The sequence below is a fragment of the Streptomyces sp. NPDC025784 genome (assembly GCF_055558435.1).
The window spans coordinates 57,568-72,781 of the sequence record NZ_JBVHMN010000022.1; the positions used below are offsets into that span (position 1 = coordinate 57,568).

Here is a 15,214-nt window from a genome sequence, read left to right on the forward strand (position 1 = left end):
TGGAGAGCCGGTGGGACGCCCTGTCGGGACTCGGCTCGTCCCGGTCCGGTGGGACGAGCCGGGTGGCGCGGTACCCGTCCCACCGAGTCCGCCGGTGCTCCGCTCAGCTGCCGACGTAGGCCGCGAGGTGCTCACCGGTGACGGTGGAGCGTGTGGCGACCAGATCGGCGGGCGTTCCCTCGAAGACGACCTGCCCGCCGTCGTGGCCCGCGCCGGGACCGAGGTCGATGATCCAGTCGGCATGGGCCATGACCGCCTGGTGGTGCTCGATCACGATGACCGACTTGCCGGAGTCGACGAGCCGGTCGAGCAGACCGAGCAGCTGCTCGACGTCGGCGAGGTGCAGACCGGTGGTCGGCTCGTCGAGTACGTAGACGCCGCCCTTGTCCGCCATGTGCGTGGCCAGCTTGAGCCGCTGCCGCTCGCCGCCGGACAGCGTGGTCAGCGGCTGGCCGATGGTGAGGTAGCCGAGCCCCACGTCGACGAGCCGTTCCAGGATGCGGTGGGCGGCCGGAGTGTGGCCCTCACCGCTGCCGAAGAACTCCTCGGCCTCGGTCACCGACATCGCGAGCACCTCGCTGATGTCGCGGCCACCGAGGTGGTAGTCCAGCACCGAGGCGTCGAACCGCTTGCCCTCGCAGTCCTCGCACGTGGTCGCGACGCCGGCCATCATCGCCAGGTCCGTGTAGATGACGCCCGCGCCGTTGCAGGTCGGGCAGGCGCCCTCGGAGTTGGCGCTGAACAGGGCCGGCTTCACGCCGTTGGCCTTCGCGAACGCCTTGCGGATCGGGTCGAGCAGACCGGTGTACGTCGCGGGGTTGCTGCGCCGTGAGCCGCGGATCGGGCTCTGGTCGACCGACACCACACCCGCTTCGGCCGGGATCGAACCATGCACGAGCGAGCTCTTGCCGGATCCGGCGACACCCGTGATGACGGCGAGCACCCCGAGCGGGATGTCGACGTCGACGTCACGCAGATTGTTCGTGCTCGCGCCGCGGACACCCAGCTTGCCGGAGGGTGTCCGCACCGTCTCCTTGAGGGCGGCCCGGTCGTCGAAGTGCCGGCCGGTGATGGTGCCGCCGGACCGCAGCCCCTCGACGCTGCCCTCGAAGCAGACGCTGCCGCCCGCCGTCCCGGCGCCCGGGCCGAGGTCGACGATGTGGTCGGCGATCGCGATGACCTCCGGCTTGTGCTCCACGACGAGCACCGTGTTGCCCTTGTCCCGCAGCCGGAGCAGCAGATCGTTCATCCGCTGGATGTCGTGGGGGTGCAGGCCCGCGGTGGGCTCGTCGAACACGTACGTGACGTCGGTGAGCGAGGACCCGAGGTGGCGGATCATCTTGACGCGCTGCGCCTCACCGCCGGACAGAGTGCCCGCCGGCCGCTCGAGCGAGAGATAGCCGAGGCCGATCTCCACGAACGAGTCGAGGGTCTGCCCGAGCGCGGTGAGCAGGGGCGCCACCGACGGTTCGTCCAACGCGCGGACCCATTCGGCGAGGTCCCTGATCTCCATCGCGCAGGCGTCGGCGATGCCGATCTTCTTGATCTTCGACGCCCGGGCCCCCTCGCTGAGGCGGGTGCCGTCGCACTCGGGGCAGGTGGTGAAGGTGACCGCCCGGTCCACGAAGGCCCGGATGTGCGGCTGCATCGACTCCTGGTCCTTGGAGAGCATCGACTTCTGGATCCGCGGGATCAGACCCTCGTAGGTCATGTTGATGCCCGCGATCTTCATCCGGGTGGCCTCGTGGTGGAGGAAGTCGTGCAGCTCCTTCTTGGTGTACTTGCTGATCGGCTTGTCCGGGTCGACGAAGCCGGACTCGCTGTACAGCCGGTAGTTCCAGCCGCCCGCCGTGTAGCCGGGGATGGTGAGCGCGCCCTCGTTGAGCGACTTGGAGTCGTCGTAGAGCTGGGTCAGGTCGAGATCGGTGACCGAACCTCGCCCCTCGCAGCGCGCGCACATGCCGCCGGTGCGGGTGAAGGTCGCCTTCACGGCCTTCTTCGCGCCGCGCTCCACGGTGATCGCACCGCTCGCCCGGACCGAGGGGACGTTGAAGGCGTACGCGCTGGGCGGCCCGATGTGCGGCTTCCCGAGCCGGCTGAAGAGGATGCGCAGCATCGCGTTGGCGTCGGTGGCGGTGCCGACCGTGGAGCGGGGGTCGCCGCCCATCCGCTGCTGGTCCACGGTGATCGCCGTGGTCAGACCGTCGAGGACGTCCACCTCGGGCCGTGCGAGGTTGGGCATGAAGCCCTGCACGAAGGCGCTGTAGGTCTCGTTGATCAGCCGCTGCGACTCGGCGGCGATCGTGTTGAACACCAGCGAGCTCTTGCCCGAGCCGGAGACGCCGGTGAACACCGTCAGCCGGCGCTTCGGGATCTCGATGCTGACGTCCTTGAGGTTGTTCTCGCGCGCGCCGTGCACGCGGATCACGTCGTGGCTGTCGGCGGTGTGCTGGGCAGGCGACGGCGTGTCCGTCCTCGTGGCCTTGCTCATGGTGTCTCCATCTGTCGGGCGGAGCCGCCTGCGCGGTCTCCGTCGGCGTCGCCCGGCTCGATCCGACCGTCCTCGAGCAGCACGTCCGGTCGTCCTCCGTCGGCGTGGTCGCGGCGACGTCCCCCTGTCTACCTGATCCGCGCCGTCCGCGGGGGCGCTACGGGGCGGGCTGCGGCCGCCGGGCGGCTCGGGTCGGCCCGCCGCAGCGCGTCGGGCCACCGGCCGCGTCCGCGGACACCGTACGGCTGCCCGGCCGGCTCCCCGTCGGATCCGGCCGGTGGTCGGGACCCGCCGGAAGAGGTGGTCGAGGTGCGCGACGGCCACGGCGATCACGCTAGCCGCACCACCGTGACCGGGGCTTCTCCATTCCTGACCGGACCGGCCGGCCGCTCCCGTACGCCCGCTGCGGTCCGCGGGGCCCCGTCGCCGGTCGCGGGCGCTGTGGCACACTCATCGGGTGAAACGGCAGGATCTCGACGACCTCGTCCGGCTGCGGAGGGCGCGCGACCGGATGGACCGCGACTATGCCGAGCCGCTCGACGTCCCGGCGCTCGCACGCGACGCCCTGATGTCGTCGGGCCACTTCTCCCGCAGCTTCCGCGCCGCCTTCGGTGAGACGCCGTACAGCTACCTGATGACCCGCCGCATCGAGCGGGCCAAGGCGCTGCTGCGGCGCGGCGACCTCACGGTGACGGAGGTCTGCTTCGCGGTCGGCTGTACCTCGCTGGGGTCGTTCAGCTCGCGCTTCACCCAGCTGGTCGGCGAGAGCCCGAGCGCCTACCGCGGCCGCAGCCACGATCACGCGGCCCCCATCCCGGCGTGCATGGTCAAGATCCATACGAGGCCCGTCAGGAACGGAGAAGCAAGCCCCGCCGCCCGGCCGTAGCGTGAGCGCCATGGATATCAGGCTCTCCCAATGCTTCATCGCCGTCGACGACCACGACAAGGCGATCGCCTTCTACCGCGACGTGCTCGGCCTGGAGGTGCGCAACGACGTCGGGTACGAGGGGATGCGCTGGGTGACCGTCGGGGCTCCCGCGCAGCCGGACGTGAACATCGTCCTGGAACCTCCCGTCGCCGACCCGAACGCCTCACCGGCCGACAAGCAGGCCATGGCCGAGCTGATGGCGAAGGGTCTGCTGCGCGGCGTCATCTTCGCGACGGACGACTGCGACGCCACCTTCGAGCGGATCAGCGCCGCGGGCGGCGAGGTGCTGCAGGAGCCGATGGACCAGTTCTACGGCGTCCGCGACTGCGCGTTCCGCGACCCCGCCGGGAACCTCCTGCGGTTCACCCAGCCCATCGGGAAGTAGGCCCTACCTACGGTCCGCCGCCCGCCCGGTCGCCCTTGCCGTCCCGGGGCTCTGCGAGGGCGGCGAGCCGACCGTCCCGGCTCCCTCACCGTCCCCGCGGCTTCGCGAGGGCGGTGAGTCCGCGGTCGTGCAGCCTGCTCAGCAGCAGGACCGAGAGGGTGGCGCCGATCAGGGCACAGAACATGTCCCACTGGGTGTCCCACACATCGCCCTGGCTGGCCAGGAAGTCGTCGGCCGTGTGCCCACCGATCACGGCAGCCGCCCACTCGAACATCTCGAAGACCGCGCTGAAGGCGAGACAGGCGCACACGGTCAGCGGCGCCAGCCGGCGACTGCCGCGCAGCGGTGACGTCCGGCTGAGCAGCTCCCGCACCAGGACGGCCGGCACGAAGCCCTGCATGAGGTGCCCGAACCGGTCGTACGGGTTGCGGTCGAGGCCGAGGGCGTCCCGGACCCAGTCGCCCAACGGCACTTGCGCGTAGGTGTAGTGGCCTCCCACGGCGAGCACCAGGGCGTGCGCCGCGAGCAGGCAGCACAGCAGGTTCGTCAGCGGGAACCAGCGTCGGGTCAATACCACCAGCGGCAGTCCGACCAGCACCCACACGGTCTCCAGCAGCCAGGTCGTCCGGTCGTGCGGACGCAGGCCGGAGAGGGTCAGGCCGGCCACGACGACCGCGACGAGCACGGCGGGGAGCGTGCCGCGCGGCACGCGTTCGCCGGATTCCGGTCGGCGAGCGGGCAGGGCGAGAAGAGAACCGCGCATGCGTGGGCTCCTTGGCTTCCAGGTGGCCCCATGGTGGTCGAGCGCGGAGGCGGGGGCATGAGTGCGGCTACTCAGCCCGGATCTGTGCAGCGGAGCACCGAGGCTGCCGCTGCCGACCCTCGGGAACGCGATACGGGCGCGGGAGGAACGAACATGTTCGTCACGTACTTGTTCGCAACGAACATGTTCGTTACCTTGGAGGGGTGACAGGACAGAACAGCCCGCGCCCCAGCCGTCGCGAGCGCCCGGCGAAACCGGCTCTCACCCGGGACGGGATCATCGAGACCGCCGTCGCGCTGATGCGGGCCGAAGGCCTCCAGCGCGTCACCATGCGCCGTCTGGCACAGGAGCTCGACACCGGACCGGCCTCGCTCTACGTCTACGTGCGCAACACCGCCGAGCTGCACGCGGCGGTCCTCGACGACCTGCTCGGCGCCGTCGACCTCACCCCCGTGGGCGCACGCGGCGACTGGCGCGACCGGCTCGTGCGCGTGCTCACCTCCTACACGAACGTGTTGTTCGAGCACCCGGGCCTGGCCCGCTCGGCACTGGTGGCCCGCCCGTCCGGTGCGCGCTACCTCGATCTGCTGGACGCTCTGCTCGCCCTGCTCGGCGAGGGCGGAGTTCCCGGCGAGCGGGCCGCGTGGGCGGTCGATCTGCTGCTCCAGTTCGCGACCTCGACCGCGGCCGAGCATGCCGCGGGGGAGAAGGACCCCGCGGACGCGGAGGGCGAATGGGCGGCGCTGGCCGCTGCGCTGCGCGGTGCCTCGGGGGAGCGCCACCCCCATGTCGCCGCGCTCGGCGCCGAGTTGCTCTCCGGACCTGGCGAGGCCCGCCTGGACTGGGGCTTCCAGGTCCTGATCAACGGCGTCCTGCACACGACCCGGCCCGGGGCGCCGGACACGCCCTGACCGCGCCGTCCCCGGCCGTCGTCGCCCTTCGTCATGTTCCACCGTCGCCTCGTTCCGACGGTCACCCCACACCAGGAGTTCTGGCATGCCCGCACTTCGTCATCACCCCATAGCCGTGATCGGCGCCGGTCTCGGCGGTCTCACGCTCGCCCGCGTCCTGCACCTGCACGGCATCGCCGCCGCCGTCTTCGATCTCGACCCCTCGCCCACCGCCCGTACACAGGGCGGGATGCTGGACATGCACGAGGAATCCGGACAGGCCGCCCTGCGGTTCGCGGGTCTCCACGAGGAGTTCCTCGCGGCCGTGCACGCCGGCGGCGAGGCGATGCGCATCCTCGACAAGAACGCCACCGTCCACATGGAGGACGACGGTGCGCAGGGCGAGCGGCCCGAGGTCTCCCGGGGCGTCCTGCGCGACCTGCTGCTCGACTCCCTGCCGGAAGGCACTGTGCGCTGGGGCGCCAAGGTCACCGGCGCCCGGACGCTCGACGACGGCCGCCACGAAGTGACGCTCGCCGACGGCGAGTCGTTCACCGCCGACCTGTTGGTCGGCGCCGACGGTGCGTGGTCGAGGGTGCGCCCCCTGCTCTCGGACGCCGTCCCCGAGTACGCGGGGGTCTCGTTCGTAGAACTGCACCTCCTCGACGCCGACGTCCGGCACCCGGCGAGCGCCGCCGTCGTCGGAGACGGCATGCTCTTCGCGCTCGACGACGAGAAGGGTTTCCTCGGCCACCGCGATCCCGACGGCTCGCTCCACGTCTACGCGGCCTTGAGGGCACCCGCCGGCTGGGCCACCTCCGGTGCCCTCGACTTCGCCGACCCCGTTGCGGCCAGGAAGGGGCTGCTGGAGCACTTCGACGGCTGGGACGACCGCCTGCGGGCGCTGATCGCGGACGCGGACGGCGCACTCGTCCCGCGGCCGATCCACGCGCTGCCGGTCGGCCACCGCTGGGAAAGGGTGCCCGGTGTCACCCTGCTCGGTGACGCCGCGCACCTGATGTCCCCGTTCGCGGGCGAGGGCGCCAACCTGGCCATGCTCGACGGCGCCGAACTCGCCCGCGCCCTCGCAGCCCATCCCGGCGACGTCGAGAAGGCGCTGACCGTGTACGAGGCGGAGCTCTTCCCCCGCTCCGAGTCCGCGGCTCGCGAGTCCGCGGAGAACCTCGCGCTCTGCTTCGGCCCGGACAACCCGCGGGCCCTCGTCGCCCGGATGAACTCGTACCGGCGCGAGTCCGTGTGACGGTGCGCCAACTCCCGCTCACGCAGCGGGACATGTCGATGGACGGATGATTTCCGGACTCAAGAAAAGTTCCCCGAAGCGGGAACTGTTCCGGGCGGGTGCTGCGTTCATGTCACTGAGGATGAAGCTTTGGCCGAAGGTTTGGGTGTGAGAAGCGCACACGCAGACCGGATCCGGGCGGACCCCCGAGTGACAAGCAAGCGGCAAACCCAGCAAAACGGAAACGAGCAAGCCGGAAACGACGCGATGTGATGGCCTTCACCCCGATGTGGCAGAAAGTGATGAATTCCTTACGGTCATGACACGTACGGGTGGGCGTCGAGCATTGTGAAACGGCGGGAGGATCTTTCGTGCGACCGTTCACCCTCAACTACGCCTTGCCCTCGGGGCAGTCGGCCGCAGTGCCCCCCTACCACTTCGACGTGTCCCTGCAGTTGAACGTCCTGCCCGACGGCCGCCCCGCCGTCAGCGACCGCGCGCTCCTCATGGCCACCGGAACCACCACGTCCACGGCCGGTTCACAGACTCACTTCGACGACTGACGGCCGCCCGCGCGCATGACGGTCCTCATTCTCACGGCAGAGCAGGACGTCACCGCCGACATGGTGGTGGCCAGACTGCACGAACGGGGCGTGCCCATGGTGCGCCTCGACCCCGCCGACGTGCCCGGCAAGGCGGTGCTGTCGGCCGACTACGCCCACGGCGACTTCGACGGCTATCTGTCGGTCAACGGCCATGTGCTCAGCATGGGCGGCCTGCGATCGGTATGGGTGCGCAGGCCGGGCGAGCCGGCGGCACACGCGCCCGAACCCTCGGCGTGGCTCACCGCGGAGACGCGGCAGGCGCTGTTCGGCATGCTCTACTCCGCCTCGACCCGGTGGATGAACCACCCGCGCCGGGCCGAGCAGGCGCGGCACAAGCCCTGGCAGCTCCGGGTCGCCCACAGCAGTGGCTTCGCGGTGCCGGCCACCATCATCACGACGGCACCGAAGGTGGCGAAGCAGTTCGTCGAGGAGTATCGGGACGTGGTGGTGAAGTCCGCGTCCGGCCCGCCTCCCGGTGAGCCGCCGGTGGCGCTGCCGACCACCCTCGTCGGACCCGGCGCGGACTTCACCGGAGTCGCGGCGGGACCGGCGTTGTTGCAGCAGTACATCCCCAAGCGTGCCGACATACGGCTGACCGGTGTGGGTACCCGGCTGTTCGCCGCCCGCAAGGCGACGGTGCCGGGACAGGTCGACGGGCGGTTCGGCGAGACCGGACACACCTGGGAGACCACCGCGGTGCCCGAGCGCATCGCCCGGTCGGTCCACGACTACCTGGCCTTCACCGGACTCGCCTACGCGGCCTTCGACTTCGCCGAGGACGAGGACGGCGTCTGGTGGTTCCTGGAGTGCAACCAGGGCGGTCAGTTCGGCTTCGTCGAGCTGGAGAGCGGCCAGCCCATCGCGGAGGAGGTCGCGCTGTGGCTGTCGCAGCGACGACCCGATCCCCGTACGTCCAAGGCGCGTTGACGCACCTCGGACGTGGACCCCGGCCGGGACGCCTCGCACAGGGCCCACGTCCGAGGCGTCCCGGCCGGGGCACGCGTACCGGGAGCGTGCCGGAGGACCCGGGTCACGGTGAAGCCGGGCGGAAGGACCGGAGGAAGACCTCCAGCGCCCGCCGGTTGGCTCTGCTCTCCCAGTCGTCCGCGGGGGTCGTCCACCTCAGCGAGAAGCCCATGCGCCCGCCGAGCAGGAAGCCCCGGCCGAACGTGCGCTCGCGGACCCCCTCGGAGTCCGAGAGCCACTCCATGTCGGCGCCCCTTCGGCCGCGGTAGTCCACGGCCCGGATGTCGCCCACCCGGGCGTAACCGCTGGAGTCGTCGCGCAGCGACGGCTCCAGCGCGCTCCACACCGCGACGGGATCGGGACCCAGGCGCGTGCTGTAGGTGACGGCCAGGGTGCGGGGGTCCCCGCTCGCTCCGAAGGTGACCCGGTAGGACCCGTCGGTGGACTTCTGGGTGTCACGCGGCTTCCAGCCCTCGGGCAGATCGACGGTGAACCCCTGGGGCGCCCGGTACGTGGTGAAACCGGCCGGTGCCGTCCCCTCGGACGTGGCGGACGGGGACGGCGAGGCCGGCCGGCCGGGGAGCGAGGAGCGTCCCGTGGGCGTCCCCGGCGGGTTGCCGGACGCGGACCGGGAGGCACCGGCACCGGACGCCGACGTGTCGCCGCCGGGCAGACCGCCCGCCGCGGTCAGCGCGGCGAAGCAGGCGGCGGTCACGGCGAGCGCCCCGCCCAGCAGGACCGGCCGGCTCACCCGCCGGCCGCGTACGGTCCACCCCGCACCGCTGCGGGGCGGACCCGGTGGGGTGAAGAAGACGTGCGGCGGGACCGACTGGGTCGTCGTGTCGACGTCCTCGTCCTTGAGGACGCGGGTCAGGGACTCGCGTACGACCGGCTCGGGAACCCGCTCCAGCGGATCCCTGCGCAACAGTCCCTGGATGGCAGGTCCGAGCGGGCCGGCACTGAGCGGGGCCCTGATCGGGAGCCGGTCCACCGCGCGGAGCGTGGCGTCGAGCCGCCCCCGGTCCCGGATCGCGGGCCGCCCCTCGACCAGCGCGTACATGATCGCGCCCAGGGCCCACAGGTCCGCGGCCGGCCCGGTGCCCTCACCGCGGGCCTGCTCGGGAGCGGCGTACGACGGTGCCGTGACACGCGGCGAGCCGGTGGCGCCCATCAGCCCGAAACCGCTGAGTGTGACGGTACCGCGCTCGTGCAGGCACACCTGCCCGGGGCTGAGATCCCCGTGCGTCACGCCCTCCCGGTGGGCGGCCGTGAGGACGTCGAGGAGGCCCAGTCCGATGCGGGCCGCCCGGACGTAGTTCACGGGCCCGTGCCCGAGCAGCTCGGACAGCACGGTGCCCTCGGTGCGCTCGGTGACCGTCCACACGCAGTCGTCCTCCTCGAACACGTCGAGGACCGTGGCGACCCGGCCCGGACAGACCGTCGCCAACTGTTCGGACTCGCGCAGGATGCGACGGGCGGTGAGGTGCCCCGCCTCCTGGCGCCGGTGTTCCGGCAGCCGTGACCGGGTCAGGGCGACCGGCCGTCGGAACTCGACGTCCTGGCCGTGCCAGCCGACGCGGCCCTCCTCCCCGTGGGCGACTTCGATCAACCGGTACCGTCCGGCCACCAAGTCGCCCGTGGAGTCCTGCACCTCGACCATCGTCATCCCTCGCTGCACACCGGGCTGTCGCTTTCCCGGAAGTACGGAGGGTGTGACATGGAGTGTTCAACGGTGGGCGGCTTCGGAGCCCGGTTTCTTCCGCGGACCGCTGCTGCCGTCCGCGTGTGCGAAGAGTTCAGGCCACCGCCGCACCGTGGTTCACCGTGCCACGTCCTTGCCGATGTAGGAGTTCGCGAAGGTGGTCGCGGCGGCGGGCGAGCCCAGGATCCGCTTCAGCCGGGCGCCCGCGGATCCGGCCCGGTAGGCGTCGCCTGACGACGGCCCGTGGAGCAACTCCGCGAGCCACTGCGAGAATTCCTGGTACTCCCAGACCCGCCGCAGGCTCGCATCCGAGTACGCGTTCAGCCCGCTGTCGTCGCCCGCCGTGAGATGGGCGACGAGCGCGTCCGCCAGGAGCAGGGCGTCGTGCAGCGCCAGGTTCATGCCCTTCGCGGCGATCGGCGCCACCAGGTGCGCGGCGTCGCCCGCCAGGAACAGCCGGCCGTACGTCATGGGTTCCACCACGTAGCTGTGCATGTCCAGGACCCGCTTCTCGATGAGCCGGCCCTCGGTGAGCGCCGGCGCACCCGCCACCGACAGCCGGGTCCTGAGCTCCGACCACACCCGTGCGTGCGGCCAGTTCTCCGGATCCTCGCCGGGTCGGACCTCCAGGTAGTAGCGGGTCACCTCGGGGCTGCGGGCCATGTGGGCGGCGAAGCCGTTCGGGTGGATGCCGAAGACGACGCAGTCGGAGGACGGCGGTGCCTCGGCGAGCAGCGCCAGCCACCCGACGCCGTAGTCGTACCGGGCGAGCGATCCGTGCTCCCGCGGCACACTGGCCCGGGTCACCCCGCGTGCGCCGTCGCAGCCGGCGACGAACTCGCAGTCGACGCGCCGCCGTTCGCCCGTCTCCGGGTCCGTGTAGAGAACCGAGGGCCGGTCGCCGTCGAGGCCGTGCAGGGCCACGTCCCGCACGCCGAAGCGGATGTCGCCGCCCCGCACGTCGGCGTACTCGCGCACCAGGTCGGTCACCAGCAGGGGCTGCGGGTACACGAAGTGGCGGTCGCCGGTCAGCTCGGCGTACCGGAACCGGTGGCGCTCGCCGTCGACGCGGAACTCGCACTCGCCCTGGGCCTGCGCCCACTGCACGAGCCGTTCGGCGAGCCCTCTCTCCTGGAGGGCGCGGACCGCCCACTCCTCGATGAAGCCGGCCCGGGGCCGCTGTTCGATGAACTCACGGCTCTCGGTCTCCAGGACCACGCAGTCGACCGAGGCGGCGCGCAGGATGTTGCCGAGAGTGAGGCCGGCCGGTCCCGCGCCGACGACGACGACGGGGACGCTCTGTACGGATGTGGGGGAGGGGGGAATCACCCGAGCATTATGACGGTGGCCCGTCAAGAGTCGTCATCCCCCTCGGCGGTGGACCGAGTTGACACGTCCACGTGTCCGGCTTCGCCCGCCTGCGGGTGGGGGGAATCGTCGGCGGCGGTCGCCGTGAGGGTGAGGGGAGTGCCGGCCGGGCCTGTGGTGTCGGCGGCGGGAGTGTCGATGGGGCCTGCGGTGCGGGCGGCGGGAGCGTCGGCGGGGTCTGCGGTGTCGGTGACGGGATCCTCCGCGACGCTCGCGGGACGGGCGGCGGGATCCTCGCCTGCCATGGACAGGTGCGAGTCCGCCCCGGAAAGATGTGGCATGCACGCGGTACTGCTTCAGCATGTCGCGGTTCCCGCGGCTGGACCCAGCCCACCGTCCCGAGACCGGAGGCCGCCCGTATGAACGCCCGTCCACTGCCTGTCAGCACGCCCGCCGAACAGGGAGTCGACCCGGCGGGCATCCACGCGTTCCTCGACGCAGTCGAAGCAGCCCCGGACATCGAGCCGCACGGCCTGATGATCCTGCGTCACGGTCACGTCGTGGCCTCCGGCTGGTGGGCGCCGTTCACGCCCGACCGCCTCCACCTGCTCTACTCGGTCAGCAAGAGCTTCACGTCCACCGCCGCGGGATTCGCCGTCGCCGAAGGACTGCTGAACCTCGACGACCCGGTCGTCTCGTACTTCCCCGAGTTCGAGGCGGATATCACCGACCCGCGCAGCCGGGCCATGCTGGTGCGCCATGTCGCGGCCATGGCCAGCGGCCACCTGGCCGAGACCCACGACGAGGCGGTGCGGAACGACCGACAGGAGATCGTCCGCGGATTCCTGCGCATCCCGCCGGACCGTGACCCCGGCACCGTCTTCGCGTACAACCAGCCCGCCACCTACACGCTCGCCGCGATCGTGCAGCGGGTGAGCGGCCGGACGCTGACCGAATACCTGCGGCCCCGGCTGTTCGACCCGCTCGGCATCGGCGAGGTCGCCTGGCAGCAGCACCCCGCGGGCCGTGACCTCGGCTTCAGCGGCCTGCACGCCACGACCGACGCGATCGCCCGGCTCGGCCAGCTCTACCTGCAGGACGGCGTCTGGGAGGGGCGACGGCTGCTCCCGGCCTCGTGGATCGCCGAGGCCACCCGCGCGCACGTCTCGAACGCGGACGGTACGGCCGAGGGGGCGCGGTCGGACTGGCAGCAGGGGTACGGGTTCCAGTTCTGGCGGTCCCGGCACGGCTACCGCGGGGACGGGGCGTTCGGACAGTTCTGCGTCGTCCTGCCGGAGCACGACGTGGTGATCGCGACGACTGCGGCGACCGAGCAGATGCAGGACCTGCTCACCCTGATGTGGCGGCACCTGCTGCCCGCGTTCGGCCCCGCCCCGCTTCCGGGCGGGGAGGACGACGGACTGACGCGACGCCTCGCGCGGCTCGCCCTGCCACCGGTGAAGGCGCATCCGGAGCCCCCGGAGCGGGACGCCTGGGCGGGGACGGTGTTCGCCCCGGCCGGCGGCACCTGCGTGGCCCAGTGGAGCCTGACCGCCGTCGCCGTCGAGCGCGACGGGGCCGACTGGTGCCTCACGCTGTCCGAGGGGGACAGGCCGCTCGGACTGCGGCTCGGTGCCGACGGCTGGCGGGTCGAGCCCGGCCGGGTCCCCACCGCGGTGAGCGGGGGATGGGCCGACCGGAACACCCTCGTGGCCGACGTGCTGTTCCTGGAGACCCCGCACCGTCTGACGCTGACCTGTTCGCTTCCCGAACGGACCTTCACCGCGCGATGGCACACCACCCCGCTGGGCGGCGGGCGGCTGCGGTCGCTGCGCGCCCCCGTGACCGCGCCCTGACGGCCCCGCGGAAAACGCCAGGCCGCGCCACCCCTTCCGCCAGGTAGAAATATCTACCAACATGCATATGCCGAGGACCTGATGGGCGACCGCGGGTCTCCACGTCATGTTGGTCCGCCGCGCTCTGCGAGTGCGGCGGCACGTCCCGGGGGTGGTCCATGACGAACGCGATGTGGATGCAGAGTGTGGAGTGGCTCGCCGCGGCGGCCACTGATCCCCGGTCCTGCAAGCGGGAGTGGGACCAGGGCAACGGCGGCGTGCTCCTGGAGGGCGGGCGCTTCTGGGACGTGGTCAGCGTGCCGGAACCACTGGGGCTGCTCGCCCTGGACATCCTGTGGTGCGAACCGCTGCGGGTTCCGGGCCCCACCCTGGTGGACTCCGCGGCCCGCCGGGTCGGCTTCTTCCTGCCCCCCGATCCGGCCAGCCACTGGGTGGGGGACGGGCTGCGTCACCTCGGCCGCGGCTCGTGGATCGCCGTGCCACCGCCGTACCGGTCCGCGGGACCACTGGAGTGGATCATCCCCCCGGACGGGACCGGCGCGCTGCACCTCGCCGTCCCGCTGGAGCTGGCGCTGCGTCAGGCCAACGGAACGCTCGCCGTGCTGGAGCCCCTCGGCCAGGACCAGGATCACCAGCCGGGCAGACCCCGGGGGACGGGCACGGCGGCCACGGACTCGGCCTCGTCCTTCTCCGGGACAGGTGCGGCGAAGGAGGCCCACACCACCTGATGGATCGCACGCCGTTCCGGAACCCCCCGGCCCTCGGCCCGCCATTCCGCGACGAGCTGGGCGTAGATCGGCGGATGGCCGCGCTGGTCGTCGATCGCTTCGGCGTACGGGCGGGCCGTGCGACCACCGGTAGGGACGGGCCGCAGGGCTGTGTGAGTGCTGTCCATGTGGGGGCAACGCGCGTGTACACGCCGGTGGTACGCGACAGTGGCACGGCCCACCGGGTCGGGTGAGCCTGCCCCCCGTTCGGAGCAACGCGACCACCCTGTCGGCCGTACCCGTTCGGAGCAACGCGACCACCCTGTCGGCCGTACCCGCGCCACGGCGACCCGCCGGCCCCGGCGGTGCGCGGCCCGCCGGAAAGGTGCACGGCCCATCGGAAAGTGGCGCGCGGCCCATCGGAAAGTGGCGCGCGGCCCATCGGAAAGTGGCGCGCTGCCCCGCGGTGTCGAGTTGCTACGCGGCCCCGTAGTAGTGGGCCTGGCCCCCGCGCCACTGCACCCACGACGGGTCGTCGAGGAGATCCTCCGCATCGGGCAGGCCGGCCCTGCCGAGCAGTTCCATGAGGTCCTCGTCCGAGAAGGCCACGCCCAGATTCTCGCCCCGCGCGGTCACCTGGCGGCCGCTGGTACCCAAGGCCGGGTGCACGATCAAAGGAGCCCGTCCGGACATGTTTCCAGGATCGTCCCGTGCGCCGCCGCCCGCATCCGGACGGAGCCGTCAGCACGCCCGCGGCGCGTTCTTGACGGGGAGGGCCGGGGGTCTAGAGTAGGAGCAAAGTGGTTGAATTCCCCAACAAGTCGTCGTTATTCCCGTGTGAGGAGCTTCCGATGGGCGCGGTGGACCTGGCAGCGATCGAGGCGGAACGCCGACGGATCAGGGACACGCATCTGAAGGAGGACAGGCCCGCCAGCTCGGCCCGGGGCGTGCACCATGTCGCGCTGCTCTCCTCGGACGTCGAGCGGACGGTCCGGTTCTACCAGGGCGTCCTCGGCTTCCCGCTCACGGAGATGATCGAGAACCGCGACTACAAGGGCTCCACCCATTTCTTCTTCGACCTCGGTCACGGCAATCTGCTGGCGTTCTTCGACTTCCCCGGTCTCGACCTCGGCCCGTACCAGGAGGTGCTCGGCGGACTCCACCACCTGGCGATCTCGGTCGATCCCGCCACCTGGCGACAGCTGCGCGAGCGGCTGGACGCCGCCGGGGTCGAGTACGCCGAGGAGAGCAGCACCTCGATCTACTTCCGTGACCCCGACGGCGTCCGCGTCGAACTGCTCGCCGAACCGCTCGGCGAGATGTACGGCGCCTCGGTCCTCTGACGCACGACGGGTTCCGGCGTGCCGCGTGCC

General features: G+C 71.7%; 14 protein-coding genes and 1 pseudogene. 9 read left to right on the top strand and 6 right to left on the bottom strand.

Going from position 1 to position 15,214, the window contains the following annotated elements; all coding sequences use genetic code 11:
* Positions 1–103: 103 nt before the first annotated feature.
* The gene (locus ACZ4IF_RS36710) at positions 104–2,491 is read right to left on the bottom strand and encodes an ATP-binding cassette domain-containing protein (protein WP_467571068.1); all 2,388 of its coding nucleotides are present in this window, start codon (positions 2,489–2,491) and stop codon (positions 104–106) included.
* A 511-nt stretch (positions 2,492–3,002) separates the two neighbouring features.
* Between ACZ4IF_RS36710 and ACZ4IF_RS36715 the strand changes: the two genes are divergently transcribed.
* Both ACZ4IF_RS36715 and ACZ4IF_RS36720 read left to right on the top strand, forming a co-directional pair.
* Entirely contained in the window at positions 3,003–3,377 is a 375-nt protein-coding gene (locus ACZ4IF_RS36715) for a helix-turn-helix transcriptional regulator (RefSeq protein ID WP_359501478.1), read from the top strand.
* A gap of 10 nt (positions 3,378–3,387) precedes the next feature.
* Positions 3,388–3,804, top strand: coding sequence for a VOC family protein (locus tag ACZ4IF_RS36720; RefSeq protein WP_359501401.1), 417 nt, complete (start codon positions 3,388–3,390; stop codon positions 3,802–3,804).
* An 85-nt stretch (positions 3,805–3,889) separates the two neighbouring features.
* Here the strand turns inward: ACZ4IF_RS36720 and ACZ4IF_RS36725 are convergent, their stop codons facing one another.
* Positions 3,890–4,567, bottom strand: coding sequence for a DUF2238 domain-containing protein (locus tag ACZ4IF_RS36725; RefSeq protein WP_467571071.1), 678 nt, complete (start codon positions 4,565–4,567; stop codon positions 3,890–3,892).
* Positions 4,568–4,770: 203 nt separating this feature from the next.
* On the opposite strand from ACZ4IF_RS36725, the gene ACZ4IF_RS36730 reads away from it, so the two are divergent.
* The 4 genes from ACZ4IF_RS36730 to tgmB all read left to right on the top strand — a co-directional run bounded on the left by ACZ4IF_RS36730 (position 4,771) and on the right by tgmB (position 8,229).
* Positions 4,771–5,478, top strand: a complete 708-nt coding sequence (locus tag ACZ4IF_RS36730) for a TetR/AcrR family transcriptional regulator (protein WP_467571074.1) — start codon at positions 4,771–4,773, stop codon at positions 5,476–5,478.
* 85 nt (positions 5,479–5,563) lie between these two features.
* Entirely contained in the window at positions 5,564–6,718 is a 1,155-nt protein-coding gene (locus ACZ4IF_RS36735) for an FAD-dependent oxidoreductase (RefSeq protein WP_467571077.1), read from the top strand.
* A gap of 350 nt (positions 6,719–7,068) precedes the next feature.
* Complete coding sequence (gene tgmA / locus ACZ4IF_RS36740; RefSeq protein WP_266764475.1) at positions 7,069–7,260, top strand: putative ATP-grasp-modified RiPP; 192 nt, start codon at positions 7,069–7,071, stop codon at positions 7,258–7,260.
* Between the two features lie 15 nt (positions 7,261–7,275).
* The gene (gene tgmB / locus ACZ4IF_RS36745) at positions 7,276–8,229 is read left to right on the top strand and encodes an ATP-grasp ribosomal peptide maturase (RefSeq protein WP_359501411.1); all 954 of its coding nucleotides are present in this window, start codon (positions 7,276–7,278) and stop codon (positions 8,227–8,229) included.
* 103 nt (positions 8,230–8,332) lie between these two features.
* Here tgmB and ACZ4IF_RS36750 read toward each other — a convergent pair whose 3' ends face one another.
* The 3 genes from ACZ4IF_RS36750 to ACZ4IF_RS36760 form a co-directional block, all read right to left on the bottom strand.
* Positions 8,333–9,934, bottom strand: coding sequence for a serine/threonine protein kinase (locus ACZ4IF_RS36750; RefSeq protein ID WP_467571080.1), 1,602 nt, complete (start codon positions 9,932–9,934; stop codon positions 8,333–8,335).
* A 153-nt stretch (positions 9,935–10,087) separates the two neighbouring features.
* Complete coding sequence (locus tag ACZ4IF_RS36755; protein ID WP_467571083.1) at positions 10,088–11,299, bottom strand: 4-hydroxybenzoate 3-monooxygenase; 1,212 nt, start codon at positions 11,297–11,299, stop codon at positions 10,088–10,090.
* A gap of 23 nt (positions 11,300–11,322) precedes the next feature.
* Positions 11,323–11,619, bottom strand: coding sequence for a hypothetical protein (locus ACZ4IF_RS36760; protein ID WP_467571086.1), 297 nt, complete (start codon positions 11,617–11,619; stop codon positions 11,323–11,325).
* Between the two features lie 78 nt (positions 11,620–11,697).
* Here ACZ4IF_RS36760 and ACZ4IF_RS36765 point away from each other — a divergent pair, with 78 nt between their 5' ends.
* The gene (locus ACZ4IF_RS36765) at positions 11,698–13,134 is read left to right on the top strand and encodes a serine hydrolase domain-containing protein (RefSeq protein WP_467571088.1); all 1,437 of its coding nucleotides are present in this window, start codon (positions 11,698–11,700) and stop codon (positions 13,132–13,134) included.
* A 158-nt stretch (positions 13,135–13,292) separates the two neighbouring features.
* Positions 13,293–13,757: pseudogene (locus tag ACZ4IF_RS36770) on the top strand (hypothetical protein); the annotation flags it as partial.
* 561 nt (positions 13,758–14,318) lie between these two features.
* On the opposite strand, the gene ACZ4IF_RS36775 reads toward ACZ4IF_RS36770, so the two are convergent.
* A complete protein-coding gene (locus ACZ4IF_RS36775; protein WP_359501423.1) occupies positions 14,319–14,534 on the bottom strand; it encodes a hypothetical protein in 216 nt (71 codons plus the stop codon).
* A 158-nt stretch (positions 14,535–14,692) separates the two neighbouring features.
* Between ACZ4IF_RS36775 and ACZ4IF_RS36780 the strand changes: the two genes are divergently transcribed.
* Entirely contained in the window at positions 14,693–15,184 is a 492-nt protein-coding gene (locus tag ACZ4IF_RS36780; RefSeq protein WP_359501425.1) for a VOC family protein, read from the top strand.
* Positions 15,185–15,214 lie beyond the last annotated feature (30 nt).

Bases quoted from the DNA above. Each gene is read 5' to 3' on its own strand.
- ACZ4IF_RS36710 (WP_467571068.1), bottom strand. From the start codon at position 2,491: ATGAGCAAGGCCACGAGGACGGACACGCCGTCGCCTGCCCAGCACACC.
- ACZ4IF_RS36715 (WP_359501478.1), top strand. From the start codon at position 3,003: ATGGACCGCGACTATGCCGAGCCGCTCGACGTCCCGGCGCTCGCACGC.
- ACZ4IF_RS36720 (WP_359501401.1), top strand. From the start codon at position 3,388: ATGGATATCAGGCTCTCCCAATGCTTCATCGCCGTCGACGACCACGAC.
- ACZ4IF_RS36725 (WP_467571071.1), bottom strand. From the start codon at position 4,567: ATGCGCGGTTCTCTTCTCGCCCTGCCCGCTCGCCGACCGGAATCCGGC.
- ACZ4IF_RS36735 (WP_467571077.1), top strand. From the start codon at position 5,564: ATGCCCGCACTTCGTCATCACCCCATAGCCGTGATCGGCGCCGGTCTC.
- tgmB (WP_359501411.1), top strand. From the start codon at position 7,276: ATGACGGTCCTCATTCTCACGGCAGAGCAGGACGTCACCGCCGACATG.
- ACZ4IF_RS36750 (WP_467571080.1), bottom strand. From the start codon at position 9,934: ATGACGATGGTCGAGGTGCAGGACTCCACGGGCGACTTGGTGGCCGGA.
- ACZ4IF_RS36760 (WP_467571086.1), bottom strand. From the start codon at position 11,619: ATGCCACATCTTTCCGGGGCGGACTCGCACCTGTCCATGGCAGGCGAG.
- ACZ4IF_RS36765 (WP_467571088.1), top strand. From the start codon at position 11,698: ATGAACGCCCGTCCACTGCCTGTCAGCACGCCCGCCGAACAGGGAGTC.
- ACZ4IF_RS36775 (WP_359501423.1), bottom strand. From the start codon at position 14,534: ATGTCCGGACGGGCTCCTTTGATCGTGCACCCGGCCTTGGGTACCAGC.
- ACZ4IF_RS36780 (WP_359501425.1), top strand. From the start codon at position 14,693: ATGGGCGCGGTGGACCTGGCAGCGATCGAGGCGGAACGCCGACGGATC.